The sequence below is a fragment of the Sedimentitalea sp. genome (genome assembly GCF_039973035.1).
Taxonomy (GTDB): domain Bacteria; phylum Pseudomonadota; class Alphaproteobacteria; order Rhodobacterales; family Rhodobacteraceae; genus Sedimentitalea.
The window spans coordinates 87,368-100,958 of the sequence record NZ_JBDWLR010000001.1; the positions used below are offsets into that span (position 1 = coordinate 87,368).

General features: G+C 57.6%; 11 protein-coding genes. 3 read left to right on the plus strand and 8 right to left on the minus strand.

The features are described 5' to 3' along the window. Positions 1-34: 34 nt before the first annotated feature. From ABJO75_RS00425 to ABJO75_RS00455, 7 genes are all read right to left on the minus strand, one after another. The gene (locus tag ABJO75_RS00425) at positions 35-922 is read right to left on the minus strand and encodes a LysR family transcriptional regulator (protein ID WP_348124819.1); all 888 of its coding nucleotides are present in this window, start codon (positions 920-922) and stop codon (positions 35-37) included. Between the two features lie 65 nt (positions 923-987). After that, positions 988-2,709: an OFA family MFS transporter gene (locus tag ABJO75_RS00430; RefSeq protein ID WP_348124821.1), complete on the minus strand. Its 1,722-nt coding sequence runs from the start codon at positions 2,707-2,709 to the stop codon at positions 988-990. Positions 2,710-2,959: 250 nt separating this feature from the next. Beyond that, the gene (locus tag ABJO75_RS00435) at positions 2,960-4,900 is read right to left on the minus strand and encodes a cache domain-containing protein (protein WP_348124823.1); all 1,941 of its coding nucleotides are present in this window, start codon (positions 4,898-4,900) and stop codon (positions 2,960-2,962) included. Next, on the minus strand, positions 4,901-6,253 hold the full coding sequence (locus ABJO75_RS00440) for a sigma-54 dependent transcriptional regulator (RefSeq protein WP_348124825.1): 1,353 nt from the start codon (positions 6,251-6,253) through the stop codon (positions 4,901-4,903). It abuts the gene before it with no gap. A 589-nt stretch (positions 6,254-6,842) separates the two neighbouring features. After that, a complete protein-coding gene (locus tag ABJO75_RS00445; RefSeq protein ID WP_348432281.1) occupies positions 6,843-6,989 on the minus strand; it encodes a hypothetical protein in 147 nt (48 codons plus the stop codon). 264 nt (positions 6,990-7,253) lie between these two features. Further along, the gene (rnk, locus tag ABJO75_RS00450; RefSeq protein ID WP_348124827.1) at positions 7,254-7,670 is read right to left on the minus strand and encodes a nucleoside diphosphate kinase regulator; all 417 of its coding nucleotides are present in this window, start codon (positions 7,668-7,670) and stop codon (positions 7,254-7,256) included. Between the two features lie 87 nt (positions 7,671-7,757). Next, entirely contained in the window at positions 7,758-8,210 is a 453-nt protein-coding gene (locus ABJO75_RS00455; protein WP_348124829.1) for a hypothetical protein, read from the minus strand. Positions 8,211-8,763: 553 nt separating this feature from the next. Here ABJO75_RS00455 and ABJO75_RS00460 point away from each other — a divergent pair. The 3 genes from ABJO75_RS00460 to ABJO75_RS00470 all read left to right on the plus strand — a co-directional run bounded on the left by ABJO75_RS00460 (position 8,764) and on the right by ABJO75_RS00470 (position 10,437). Next, positions 8,764-9,093 (plus strand): DUF1127 domain-containing protein, encoded by a 330-nt coding sequence (locus ABJO75_RS00460; RefSeq protein ID WP_348124831.1) that lies wholly within the window; start codon positions 8,764-8,766, stop codon positions 9,091-9,093. Positions 9,094-9,172: 79 nt separating this feature from the next. Beyond that, a complete protein-coding gene (locus ABJO75_RS00465) occupies positions 9,173-9,457 on the plus strand; it encodes a hypothetical protein (RefSeq protein WP_348124833.1) in 285 nt (94 codons plus the stop codon). A 197-nt stretch (positions 9,458-9,654) separates the two neighbouring features. Continuing rightward, positions 9,655-10,437 (plus strand): pyrroline-5-carboxylate reductase, encoded by a 783-nt coding sequence (locus tag ABJO75_RS00470; protein ID WP_348124835.1) that lies wholly within the window; start codon positions 9,655-9,657, stop codon positions 10,435-10,437. 1,448 nt (positions 10,438-11,885) lie between these two features. Here ABJO75_RS00470 and ABJO75_RS00475 read toward each other — a convergent pair. Next, on the minus strand, positions 11,886-13,226 hold the full coding sequence (locus tag ABJO75_RS00475; RefSeq protein ID WP_348124837.1) for a GntP family permease: 1,341 nt from the start codon (positions 13,224-13,226) through the stop codon (positions 11,886-11,888). Positions 13,227-13,591 lie beyond the last annotated feature (365 nt).

Here is a 13,591-nt window from a genome sequence, read left to right on the forward strand (position 1 = left end):
TATCGGTATTCCGTTAAGCGATAGTAATTCTCTATCAAGGATTTGCCGATATTCGCCGCGCTTCGCGCAGGAGCGCATCAAGCACAGGTGTGTGCGGTTCGCGATACGGAGCGACAAGGCCCACGGTGTGATTTGGCTCCTTGCCCTTCATCGGAACCAGCGACAGTGGCTTTCCCGCGACAAGAAAGCCTGCCATGTCTTCGGGAAGAACCGTCAGATACCCGCCGGTCTCAACATGCGCCACTAGGACGACTGCGGAATTGGACTCGACGCTGGCCGCCGGGGTGATGCCGACGGATGCAAAATTCCGATTGATGATCCGGCGGTTCTGCATGTCTGGCGTCAACAGGCATAGCTTTTGGTCGAACAACTCTCTCCAACCCACAGCACTGCGGCTGGCGAATACGGAATCCGACCGGCAAATGAGCATGAAACGCTCTTCATAAAGCGCCTCGGTGCTGACCCGCCCCATGGGTTCATTGTCGAGATAGGAAATGCCGGCGTCCACCTCGTGATTGTCGAGCATCGCCAGAATTTCTATCGAGGTGCGCGACAGGATTCTGAACCTGACATTAGGGTGTTTCGCACTGAACCGGGTAGAGAGCTTTGATGCCCAGGTCAGCGCCGTAGGAATGACCGCAATGCGCAATTGCCCAGAAAGGCCGTGTTTCTTAAAGCGCATTTCCTCGCGTAGCTGGCGTGCATCGCCCACGATTTTTCTGGCCCAGACCAGCGCACTCTGACCTTCCGGCGTCAACCCGCCAAAGCGCGAGCCACGGTGAACCAACTTCACGCCCAATTGCGCCTCAAGCTGCTTGATCCCGGCAGACAGGGTTGGCTGGGCGATGTTCAGACGTTCGGCGGCGCGACCAAAGTGGCTTTCGCGGGCGAGGGCGATAAACATTTCCAGCTTGTCGAGCATTGGGGGCTTTCTGTGGGTGATGGATCAGGGCGCCGGGACATCTGTAAATGCCCCGGCCCGTTTTGTCATTCGCCCGGAACGGCTTGCAGCTCCGGTTCATCGTGGTGGTGATGCTCCTTTACCGGCTTCATCAGCAGGTTGGCAAACAATGCCACCACCAGCAGGGCCGCCATGCAGTACATCGTGGTATTGTACAGCGATGGCGTGGGATCGATCGTGCCTGCGGGCGCGATTTCCATCAGTTTGGCAATGGTCACTGTCTTTGCCGCGACCAGCTGATCAAGCTGAACCAGCGGTGCACCGAACTTCTTGGCAAATGTGGCCGGGTCGACCTTGGCGGCCAGATCCTGGATCGCGTTCGTGACCGACATCTGCCGCAAAGACGTGATGGCCAGCGGCCCGAGCACGCCAGCCGTCGACCATGCGGTCAGTAGCCGCCCATGAATGCCACCCACATGCATGGTGCCGAACATGTCCGCGAGATAGGCAGGGATCGTGGCGAAGCCGCCGCCATACATCGAGAAGATGATCATTGTCGCGGCATAAAAGCCAATCAGGTAGATCAACGCCGGGTTGGTCGCCACGGCAGACGCGAAATAGGGGATCGACAGGTACAGGACCGTGCCCAGAACGAAGAAGCACATGTAGGTCGCCTTGCGGCCGATATAGTCCGATGTCGAGGCCCAGAAGAACCGCCCCACCATGTTGAAGACCGAGATCATAAGCACATAGGTCGAGGCAAATCCGGCCGTCACGACCAGCGGCATGACCGTGCCAAAGATTTCGGACATCATGGTCTTGGCCACGCCAATCACACCGATCCCCGCCGTCACGTTGAAGCAGAGCATGATCCAGAGCTGCCAGAATTGCGGAGTCTTCAGCGCTTGGTCGATATGGACGTTGTTGTCACTGACCATGCCCGAGGTCGCAACTTTCGGCGTCCAGCCAGCAGGTTTCCAGTCTTTCGCGGGGACGCGGTACTGAAACGACGCAAGGATCATGACGATAAAATAGATGACGCCTAGCGTCATGAAGGTTTGCGCGGCGCCGGTCGCACCAGTTCCAACGACGTAGACGCCTGCTTGTCCGGCGAAATTGGCAGCCTGCGCGGCAGACGCGATTACCACCTCGACGCGCCCGCCTGCCGTTTCGGCAAAGATGCGGCCATTCTCGACCACGGTTGCGACGGCGTTCTGCGCACCTAGGTATTCGGGTGCCTTGGCGTAGAGGTTCAGGAGCCAGCCATTGACCGGGGCCGCGATCATCGCGCCGCCGCCAAAGCCCATGATCGCCATGCCCGTCGCCATGCCGCGCCGGTCGGGAAACCAACGGATCAGCGTTGAAACAGGCGAGACATAGCCAAGCCCTAGGCCACAGCCGCCCAGTACCCCATAGCCCAGATAGACGAGCCAGAGTTGATGGCTGGATATTCCCATCGAGCCGATGATGAACCCGCCGCCCCACAGGAACGCCGCGACCACCCCGACCATGCGGGGGCCGACCTCTTCCAGCCATTTGCCCGCAAAGGCGGCGGAGAGACCGAGAAACACGATTGCCACGGAAAAGATCCATACGACTGAACTCAGGCTCCAGTCATCTGCGCTCGACGCGACCACGCCCAATTCTCGCGTGAGCGGCGGGTTGAAGACCGACCATGCATAGACCGAGCCGATGCACAGGTGGATGGCGATCGACGCTGGCGGCACCCGCCAGCGGTTGAAGCCGGGTTCGGCGACGATATGGCTCTTGTGCAAGAAGCCCAACGCACCGGTTGAGGCGTTGCTCATGATTGTTCCTCCCTTTGGTGTTTCCGGCGCGCCTTCCTCCAGACGCGCGGGGGACATGCAATCGCATGCTTCACCAGCAAAGGCCGATGGCACCTTGCAAGGTCAAGAAAATTTTACTAGCGTTATCAATGAATTAAATGACTAAATGTCCGATGCTTGGCACTACCTTGATCACATTCGGAACAATCTGTCCAACATCTGCTCTCGCTGCCGGAGGATTTCGGGACATTCTGTCCAAATCGCCGATCGTTCAGATTTTTTCCACTGGTAGGCGGACTTCGAACGTGCTGCCGACACGCGGGGTCGATTGTGCGGTGATCTGACCACCTGCGCGACTCACGATCTGGCGGCTGATCGACAGGCCCAGCCCGGTGCCCTGCGCCTGTTTCGTGGTAAAGAACGGGTCGAATATGCGCGCCAGCGTTGCCGGGTCGATGCCTTTTCCCGTGTCCTTGACCGTGAGAACAATCTCGTCTGCCTCTTCGGCGGTGGTCACGTCTAACGTACCGCCGCCGGGCATGGCATGCACTGCGTTCAGGATGAGGTTGACGATCACTTGCTGCAGCTCGGTGCGTGATATCCGCACCGAGGATATGTTCGCGGCCTCAACCGTACAGGTGATCCGTGCGGCGTCGATCTGGTGGCGGGTCAGAACCAGGCAATCGTTCAGCACCTGTGAGGGGTCTACCAGACGATCCGCGCCGGAATACTCCTCGGGGCTGGCGAAATGCAGCAGCTTGGAAACGATAACCCCGATGCGATAGACTTGGTCATCGATCAGGCGAAATTCCTCGTCCGCCTTTTGCGCGGCGTCACCCAGATTGCTGCGGGCGAGGTCCAGATTGCCCTGAATCACCGCCACCGGGTTGTTGATTTCATGCGCGACTGAGGCCGTGATTTCTCCGACGGCGGCGAGCTTTTCCGAGATGATCAGGCGCTCTGTGGTCTGTTCCAGTTGCTGATGCGCTTCGCGCAGGTCTCGCGTGCGGTCTGCAACCCGCTGCTCCAGCGTTTCGCCCCATTCACGCAACTCGCGGTCGCGTTGTTCCAACCCGTCAAGCAGGCTGTCAAAATGGCGCGCCACCTGAGCGATTTCGCCATCGGTCTTGACCGGGGGATTGCGCGCGCTCAGATCGCCGCTTTCAACCCGGTCGATGGTACGGGTCATGCCTTCAAGCGGGCGAAAGATGCGACCGGCCCACCGCAGGAACACCGGCACCGAGACCAGCGCAATCAGCAGAAAGGCCACGCTGAGGGCGATGACCGAGTTGCGCTTGGCCGCGCTGAAAGGCGTTTCAAGGAACCCGACATACAGCATGCCAACCGGCGTGCCATAGCTGTCGAGGATGGGTTCATAGGCGGATATGTACCAGTCGTTGACCACAAACGCGCTGTCCAGCCAGACCCGGCCCTCGTCCAGCACCTGCGCCCGGACCTCGGCGGAAACGCGCGTGCCCAGGGCGCGTACGTTCTCGAACAGGCGCACATTGGTGGAAATGCGCACATCGTCAAGGAACAGGGTCGCGGTGCCCTGGCTGCCCTCGGGCAGGCTTTCGTCACGATAGACCAGCGCATTGATCGTATCGATGAAATCGAGGTTCCGGTTCAGCAGCCGCCCACCTACCAGCGCCGCCCGCGTTCCGTCTGGCAGGACCAGCGGCGCGGCAGAATGGATGACCAGGCCCCGCGTCTCGACCGAGCGGCCGGTTGGCACGGCGCCCCGGGTCGGGACCAGCGGGATCTCGGCGCGGGGCGCCAGATCCGGCGATAGCGCCGTGAGCGTGCCCGCATCGAACACATCGATCCGGCTTTGCCATTGTCCGCCAAGCGCACCCTGCACCACGGGCCAGGTGTCGTCGCTGGTGATGTGAAGAAAATCAAAGCCCAGCTTGGCCCGATTACTGGCGAGAAAGTCGTCGCGCTTACCCGCATTCAGCGCTTGTTGCAGGTCGACCGAGCGGGCGATGGCGTCAACGCGCTCCCCCGAGATTTCGATCAACTGGCCAAGGTATTGATCCGCAATGGTCAGATCGCCCGTCACCTTGTTGACGAGGATCGCATCCACCTTACCCGACCAGCGCCAGACCGTGCTCCCCAGCAGGATCGGCAAGAGCACGAGCATCGGCAGTAGCGCGATAACCAGCAGCCGCACCCGAACTGAGCGCAGGGCGTTGGGCAGACGCGACTTCAACTAGAGGCCCCAGGACGCACATTTGCGGTCAATCGTCTTGCGCGACACACCCAGTCGTCGGGCGGCTTCGGAGCGGTTACCGTCCAGCGCCTCGAGCGCGCGTAAGATCTCGCGTTTTTCCATATCCTCGAGCGGCGTGATGTCGTCGGCTATGCCCGTGTTGCCAAGCGTGTCGAGCGGAAAGCGACCAAAGATCAGCGCTCGCTCGACGAAATTGTGCAGTTCCCGGATATTGCCGGGCCAATCATGGCGCAGCATGGCGGAGCGGATGGCAGAAGTGATTTCGATCCTTGGCAGGTTGAGCGCCAGTGATATCTCGGTCAGGAACAACTCCGCCAGCTCCAGCACATCGCCGCCGCGATCCTTGAGCGGAGGCATGGCCACTTCGATAACATTTATCCGAAACAGAAGGTCCTCTCGAAAGGTTCCCGCTTGAACCGCCATTTGCAGCGACTTGCTGGACGCAATGATGAACCGCAGGTCCAACTGCACGTTGCGTCCGGTTCCAATTGGACGGATCATGCCGTCTTCGAGCACGCGCAACAGGGCGGTTTGCGCGCTGGCACTCAATTCGCTCACATCGTCCAGAAAAACAGTTCCGCCCGATGCATGCGCCAACAGCCCCTCGCGGCCGACCTGCGCGCCGGGAAAGGCACCGGGCGCATGGCCGAACAGTTCGTATTCGATCATGTCGGCAGGGATCGCGCCACATTGGACCGGTACAAAAGGCGCCACGCCGCGACCGGAATGTAAATGCAAATGACGTGCGGCGACTTCCTTGCCCGATCCCGATGGTCCGGTGATCATTACAGGTGTCGACAGGGGCGCTACGCGCTCCAGAAGAGCACGAACCTCGCCAATGACAGGCGAGGCCCCGACCAGTTCCTTGCGGCGATTGCCCCGCGCGGCGGTGTCCAATTCGCGCAGCAAGAGCGCATTCTCGCGTTTCAGTTGCGCCAATTCCAGACATTTGTGCAGGGCGTTCAATATCTGGTTCGAGCGAAAAGGCTTTATCAGAAAATCCGAAGCACCCGCCCGCATGGCGTCGATCGCAGTTTGCAGATCTGCATAGGCGGTGATCAGGATCGAGTTGGTAAAGCCGCCCTTGTCGCGTTGTTCCCGAAGCCAATCGAGTCCCTTTTGCCCCGGCATGATGTTGTCGAGCACCATCACGTCGTATTGGCGGTCGGACAAAAGGGTTTCGGCGGCACGGGCATCCTCGGCGCTGTCCACCTGGCGGCAGAGCGGTTGTAGAGTCTTGACCAGAAAATGCCGCATCCCCGGCTCGTCATCGACGATCAGAATGCGCGCCGAGCGCAGCGGATCGGTCCCGTCTTCGGGTAAACTGAGCATGGTTTCCTCCCGGTCTCCCCGACCCGTCGCCGACGAGGTTTTCTGCATTTTCTCCAGCGCGCCTTATCTGTTGCGCCAAGAGGCCGGAACTTCAAGGTCGGTTTGTCAAGAATTGCGTGACCGCCCCGCTCTTATGGGCACGCCTACCTTGCAGGCGGGTCAGTAGCGCGGAGTGATTGTCAGTCGTGGTGGGCGCTGTTGCATGTGCGGATACCTCCATTAATGAAAGTGTTTTTGGAATTTTGAACATGTGATCGGGAGCGTTCATGTGTCAGGCCTCGATTGTGCGACACTTCACTTGATCGTTGGCCGGTATAGCTCGTTTGCGGATCAGGTCCAAAACGCGGAGGCGCGGTTGACGCGCGTAGCAACAAGCTGGTTTTCCTGACCCGGTTCTCTTCAATCGGTTGCCAATGCTGTCAAAAATCTCTCACATTCTTGGTAACCGATGGCCTGATTTATCGCCTTTGTAGGCGGTGGTCTCAGCCATCGGGTCTCCGTGATCCTCACCTTTTTTCAGCACAGCCAAGATCATCTGTGCCATTCACGGCCCTCCCACACATGCTTGCATGTGTGGGAGCGATTTTGGTCAGTGCGTTTGCAAAAGCCATGCATGGCGTTCGCGCCAGCATACGGCCAAGCCACGAGCTCTCGTGTGGGCCTCTTTTATTTCCACTTTGATCACGGACATTGCCCCCATGATGAGCAACAGGCGGATATGCTGATTGATACTCATGAGAGGGCTCCAGGCAGTTCAGGATGTTTGTCACTTCGGCTCTGGTTCTACTGTTTATCTGTCGCGTTGGGGCAGAATGATCTGGTCGCGCACGGATTATGCAGCCGCAGGTGTCAGGACCTTCAGGCTGTCGTGTGACAGCCAAAGGTCGTAGCGCCCGATCAAGATAGCGACATCGCCATTCAAGAGTCCGGTTGCGCGCGCGGCCAACCGCCCGCTTTCTGCTCACCCGTGATGGCGCTCGCTGTAGTTACAATCAACCAACTATTCCACGCGGATGACAGTCAGCATCCTGCGCTGGTTGGCGCGTGTGTCCCAGTGGAAAACAGCGCCTTCGGCCAGCCCCAACAATGCGACACCGATCGGTGTCAGGATTGATACGCGCTGGTGGGTGATGTCTGCTTCTTCGGGAAACACCAGCGTCACGGTCTTTTCCAGACCGGTGCTCTCATCCCGGTAGGTCACAGTGTTGCCGATCGATACGACGTTTGCCGGCATTTTGGCGGGCGTGACGATCCGGGCGCGCCCGATCTCTTCCAGCAGGCGGTCGGCCAACGTCGGATTGCGCTGCATTGCGCCCTCTGCAAGGGCTTCCAAGTGTACGAGATCATCGGCATTGATGACGATTTTGGGCGCCCGTGTGCGGCGCTTTGGAGCGCTCTTGGTCATTTCGGTTAACATTGGTCAGCCTCCTAGATTTCATGGTGTATCTGGCGAATGATCTGTCGCCGTAGGTTGACGGTTTCTGAAAGAGATTTCAGTCAGAGTTCAGTTCGAGGGAGTTACACCCAAGACTGCCAAAGACTCGATTGTCCCATCCTCGCACAGAAGCGGCGCACGTTGTCCGGCCCGCATTCCGATCAAGGTGGCACCCAACAGCGAGCACACCGGTACAACGCCACTGCCCGATCCCGATCTGGCCCGATGGATGAGCAAACCGGTCTCACTCTCGCCGCCATTGACCGAATAGGTCACACGACATCCACCGGTGACAAGATCGCAGGCATGAAGATTCACGGCAGGTTCCGTCGCCATGATCTTGTCTCGCAGAACATACGCGAGCAATTTCCATGCTGGATGTCCTTCGTGCTCGCACAGTTGCAGATGCTGTTGAAGTCTTTGGTGATCAGCCTCTGGAAGTAACGTACGCATACGCGGACGTGATCTCGGACCAAATCGGTTCTGGGTGTCGGACGTAATGGTGTCGTAGATGCTGTTCATAACTTCTCCTCGGACGACATTGTCGTCGCGCGCTCATTTCAGGATTATGAGGAGACCCCGGGAGGTTCGGGAGGCGCGGACGCGCCTACACCGCCCGGGGAAGCGGGCGGTTCAGTAATAGAAATCGGAAATGAACTGCATGTACCAACATACCTTGAAAGATAGGGACCCAAGGTGCACTCGTCAATCTCATGAGGCGGTATTTCAATGCGAATGACTGGGGTTGAACTGTGTCGGGCCATAAGGTCGCAGCACTGCCCGGATGTCTTGAAACGCCGACGTGGACAGCCCACATATTACAATATGTCGTTGCTCGTGATCCATAAGAGGTTTCTGCTCTTTTCGGGAAATCTGCTGAACCGTCGGTGACCCCGAGCGGGATTGGACCTTTTGTCAGTCCACGCCTCGGGGCCGATATCGATCTTCCATAGATCAAACCGAAAAGACGGAGACGTTTGCGTCGCCATTTAGCTCACTTGCGGAGTTCCGTTGGCTGATCGGTTGATGCGGACGCGTACGTCGTGGTCTCAACACGCTCGTTATGGAGAACGACATGCATCCTTACCTGACACACCAAGATTATCTCTCATCATCGCTGCCCTACGCTCGGGCGTATCGCGCGCGCAAGAACAAGATCGGCAGCACTTTGGGTCGTTGGCTGCGTGCCGCAATTCGGCAACGACAACGCAACAGGTTGTTCGCTGAGTTCCAGTCCATGGATGACCGTATGCTGCGTGATATGGGGATCTATCGTGGCGACATCCGCCGCGTGGTCGACAGTTTCGATGACCGTGAACTGGGTATGACCCCGTTTTCACCGTCAGCGGAACGTCTTGAGGAAATGACTTCATCGTCCAATTGGCGAGGTGGCGGTTTCTTATGACGGCTTCACGTTACCGGTTCTCGGTGACGCACAAGATCCGCCTGTAGGTACCCCGTTTCGATCGGAAAGCACCGAAGACATGATGATTTGTAAGGCCGATTTCGAAGAACTGTTCCCCGACCTTTTCCAGTCCGAACTCGCCCGCGCCGTGCACCAAATGACAAGACCACCAAGCGTGGAATGTACCACCCGGTCATGCTGGGTGGCGTCTGCGCGCATGTCGCGAAATGGTTCTATCTTGCCGTTGTTTTCGAGGGCCGATGCGATGGTTGCCACGATGCCTGCCGCAGCGGCTTTTGCAGCAGCTTGGACGATGCTTTCGGCCCACGAGCGGATGAAAACCTATCAGTACAACACTCTTTGAATGCCAAACCGTTGGACAAGCAAAAAGGGAAATACTAGCCGCTTCCATTCTCCCGCTGTCCAGATCTTTGGAAACCTGCATCAAGGATGGCAACATCAGACGGCTTGTGGGTGAGCCAACTCGCACTTGGACTCTCCGGACCGCTCCCTATAAGTCCGACGCTCAGAAGACGAATGTTGTGAGCGCAGGAGGAATGCATGAAGATCGGCTTTATCGGTACCGGAGACATCGCAGAGGCCGTCATTACGGGCATCATGTGCGCGGATTTCCCCGTGGAGGAGATATCGGTTTCCGCGCGTAGCCGTCACATATCGTCTAGACTATCAGAGACTTACGATATTGTTCGAGTCTTCGAAGAAAATCAGCAAGTCATCGATTCTGGTTGCGATCTGGTATTTCTTGCCGTCCTCCCACAACAGGCTAAAGAGGTTTTGGAACCACTGCAATTCTGTGACGGTCAAGAGGTTGCAAGTTTGATCGCCACCATTCCAGTGGAACAGATTGCCGATTGGAGTGGAGCTACTGGCTTGATCACGCGCGCTGTCCCGCTCCCCCCGGTGGCCGAACTACGCGCGGTGACTGTTCTATCAGGTCCATCCGAGCGGCTTGAAACTCTTTTTGAACGGTTGGGCGGCGTGATTGTGGCGCAGAGTCTGGAACAGTTGAACGCACTCTCGATTGCGACGACCATGATGGGCACGGTCTTTGGAATACAGGAGACCGTGACCGAATGGATGGGCCAGCAGGGCGTCTGCGAACCGGATGCGCGCCGCTTCGTCTCTAGCCTTTTTTTGGCGCTTGCAAAGACCGGGGTTGATGCGGACCGAACTTTCGCTGAGTTGCGCAGGGCCCACAGCACACCGGGTGGGTTGAACGCGCAGACTTTCGAAGTATTCAGCGAGGAAGGTGGCCGCGATGCTCTAACCAAAGCGTTGGAAAGTGTCTTGTCACGGACCCTTGCAGCAAGCGACAAGAGTTGATCGGAATTCCCACGTTGGCCTGTGGCGCGTCTTGGATGTAGGGAACTCTCCGGAGGGTAAATCGGATGAGGCGTGTGGTTTGTCGGGCGGTGATGGTAGTGGGATCATCATTCTAGGTAGTCGCCTTGTGACAAAACCATTAGACTTCAGCCAGTTGGTTGAGCGGTAGTGTCGCAAAGTTTCCGCAAGCGCAAGGAAGCTCTTCTGCTGGGCACACTTATCCGGCGAACGCCGCAAACTGCGCGAAGTCGAAATGCTCTGTGTGGTCAAACTGAGCCGCGCTGGGTTATATGCAAGGATCCGATACCTGCAAGAGTAGCCGGAGCCGAATTCAGCGATTTGAAGCTCTGCACATTAAGGCTTGGCAAGCATAACTCAGGAAATGTCAGATGTTCATGCTAATCCAGTCGCGCCTGAAACGAGCAGGTCGGTTCGCGGCAGGGCAACTTTTTGTCTGGTTTGCGTGTCTTCTTCCCATGGGGGCCGCCGCAGAAATCGCGGATGCTCCCCTTGCTCCAACACAGTCAGGCCTGAATTGGAACCGCACCGGTCTGCCCGCTGTTTTCCCGCTTCAGGTCAAAACACCTGCTGGCCAAGACTATTTCCTGACACTGATCAACGAAGAAACCGGTGTGGAGGCTCTGGCGGCTTATATCATTGGCGGTTCATTCTTTAAGGTTCTTGTTCCGCCCGGCAGGTTTACGTTGCGGTTTTCGTTCGGGGATACTTGGCAAGGCGAAGAGCGCCTCTTCGATTCAGGGGACAAATCTGGCTCCTTTGAATTGCATCCGCCCTTGACGTTCAAGCTCCGCGGCGGGGGAGCCAAGGCGGGACATTTGGTGGATCTTACCGAAATGCAGGGCGATCAGCGTGGCAAGGCCACCGTGAAGGCCCAATCAATCTGCCAAGCCCTGAGAACCGAAATCTCACCGCCGTTGGAAGCAAGATATCCTCGTGCCTCTCGCATTCGCACCGACGACGGAACGCTTGGCCAAAGATCATATCTGGCTGAAGAGAGACCTCCAGACGTTGGGCGGCACCCACGACGAGAACGTCGAAGTGTACCATATTACCGGTTTGAGGTGCGGTCTAGATATTGCGATTAAACAGGTCGAATGGCTTCCACGAATTTGCCTTACAGGACGAGATTTCCGAATTTGATTTCAATGAGTTGGCTGTCGATTTCGACCCGAGAATTCTCACGTGCAAGCCTTACAAGGTTTGGGTTTACCTAGCCTTGAATCTTCGCTGTCCTGGCTTTCATAAGCCCAAGGCGGTCTAGGAAGTCGCGAGGCCATCCTCAGTGCGCTCGGGGCTGCATATATACCGATGCCTTGGTGCCATGTAAGTTGAATGGCGCTAAGACCTTTTTGATGGATTTCGAGGCTGGGCCCATCACCTGAGAAACGCTTGGTCGCAACAGCCTAAGCTTTGCAGTTTGTCTGCAATTAAAATCCGCCGAGCCAAGACGCAAGAAATAGCGCCGCCAAAAGGGATCCGACTGGGATAACCACGGCAACGATGAAGATCGGGCCATAGGCCTCGCGGTGGCTCAACCCTGCAATTCCCAACAGGGTCACGACTGCCCCGTTGTGCGGCAAAGCATCAAGGCCCCCGGTCGCCAGCGTGACGATCCGTTGCAGCGCGGCTGGATCCTGACCTTCCGATAAAGCCAATTCAAGGTAATGTGCACCCATGGCGTCTAATGCGATGGACATGCCGCCCGATGCTGATCCTGTTATTCCGGCCAAAAGACTCGCAGATGCGGCAAGCCCAGTCAGCGCGCCCCCTGGAATGTCTTCGACCAAAGCACTGACAGCCGAAAAGGCTGGCAAGGCCGCCACGACCGCTCCGAACCCAACCAACACGGCGGTGTTGAACAATGGAACCAAGGCGGCTTCGGCACCGTCAGTGAGCGTTTCTTTGACGCTCTCCAATCTTCGCCAGGTCAACGCGAACAGCAGGATAATAGCCGTAGTCAGCGCCCCTATCAGCGCCCAGACACCGATCACTTGCGACGGTGTCACCCCACCCCATGCGGGCTCCGAGAGATAGACCAGATCAAGGTTCGGCAACGCGAGCTCTGCAAGCACAAAATTGGAGCCAAAAACCGTCACGATCGGTGCGAGCGCCAACCAAACGGATGGCAATTCGTTACTGTTGGCTTGTGTTTCGGTTGCGGTCTCCAGTCCGTTGGTTGCCGTATTCGACGCGGCAGCGTGCGAGAGATAGATGAGCCCGCCCACCGCCATAATCGCGCCCGAAATCAAGCCCAGACCGGGTGCTGCAAATACTGTTGTGCCAAAATATGGCATGGGGATCGCGTTCTGGATCGAAGGCGACCCAGGCAGCGCGCTCATAGTGAAGGTAAAGGCCCCGAGAGCAATTGCGGCTGGGATTAGTCGGAGAGGTAAACCGGCAGCCCGAAACAGCGCGATGGCCAGGGGATAGATGGCAAATGCAACGACAAAGAGTGAGACACCCCCATAGGTCAGTGCCGCGCAAGATAACACCACTGCGGGCAAAGCATGCCTGGCACCAAGGTGCCCCACAATTGCCCGGGCCAGTGCCATCGCAGCTCCGGACGCTTCCATGAGTTTTCCGAAGACCGCGCCGAGCAGGAAAAGAGGGAAGAAGGCCACCACAAACCCGCCAGTCGCCGGCATGAAACGCTGTGTCAGTGTCGCCAGCAACGGGTCTGCGGCCAGAGCTGCGGCGAGGAGAGCCATCAAGGGCGCAGCCAGCAAAACCGGCCAGCCACGATAGACTGACCAAATGAGCAGACTCAAAGGTAAAACTAAGGTGAACGCTGCGATCATTCCTGATGCATAACTGCTGATCTGCCTTGCGAGAACGCCTCACAATGCCGCATCGCAGCATGGAACAGCTTTACTCTCGGCCAATCCGGGTCACGGTGATCTCGCAGCGGGACAACGCTTGTGCCCTCGACTTCAAGACATGGTTCGGATGAATCTGCTCAGTAAGCGGGACCTCCATTCTTTGCCTATTTTGGGCATCAATAAAACCACCGATTGCGGGGAGAAGTAGTCAGCCATCAGACGAAGCAGGGAAGGTCATGAATGCTGCTCACTAATCAGACGCTGAATGCTGCACTGCCGCATCGCGGGCTCGTTCGCAAATCGGTATTTCCAAA